This is a genomic window from Pseudomonas sp. 51_B (assembly GCF_017491595.1).
GTDB classification, from domain to species: Bacteria; Pseudomonadota; Gammaproteobacteria; order Pseudomonadales; family Pseudomonadaceae; genus Aquipseudomonas; species Aquipseudomonas promysalinigenes.
On record NZ_JAFGYW010000317.1, the window covers coordinates 1 to 468 of the forward strand.

Consider the following 468-nt stretch of genomic DNA (forward strand, 5'->3'; position numbering starts at 1 on the left):
AGGCCTTGCCAAGCATGAAATCGCGATTGCCGTGCATCAGGAATATGGCCGTGCCGCTGTCGCTCAAATCGCGCAGGGCCTGGCAGATGGAACGCTGAAAGGGCGTCATGGCGTCGTCGCCAATCCACGCCTCGAAGAAGTCGCCGAGGATGTACAACGCACTCGCCGAGCGGGCGCGTCCGGCGAGCAAATCCAGAAACGCCCGGGTAATGTCCGGGCGCTCCTCTTCCAGATGCAAGTCTGAAATCAGCAATATCACGCTGCGATGATCTCGGCTTTCTCGATGATCACGTCGTCTGCTGGTACGTCCTGATGGCCGGCCTTGGAAGTGGTCGACACGCCTTTGATCTTGTCGACAACGTCGGTACCGGCGGTCACTTTACCGAATACCGCGTAGCCCCAGCCCTGAGTGGTCTTGCCGCTGTGGTTGAGGAAGGTGTTGTCGGCGACGTTGATGAAGAACTGTGC

Annotated in this window: 2 protein-coding genes; both read right to left on the reverse strand. The window is 59.0% G+C overall.

Features of this window, described 5'->3' with window-relative positions; genetic code table 11:
- On the reverse strand, positions 1–259 hold a 259-nt coding region (locus J5M56_RS25010), incomplete at its 3' end, for a metallophosphoesterase (protein WP_207938063.1).
- Positions 256–468, reverse strand: a 213-nt coding sequence (locus tag J5M56_RS25015) for a peptidylprolyl isomerase (RefSeq protein ID WP_207938064.1), incomplete at its 5' end; no start/stop codon positions are given. The genes J5M56_RS25010 and J5M56_RS25015, both read right to left, overlap by 4 nt.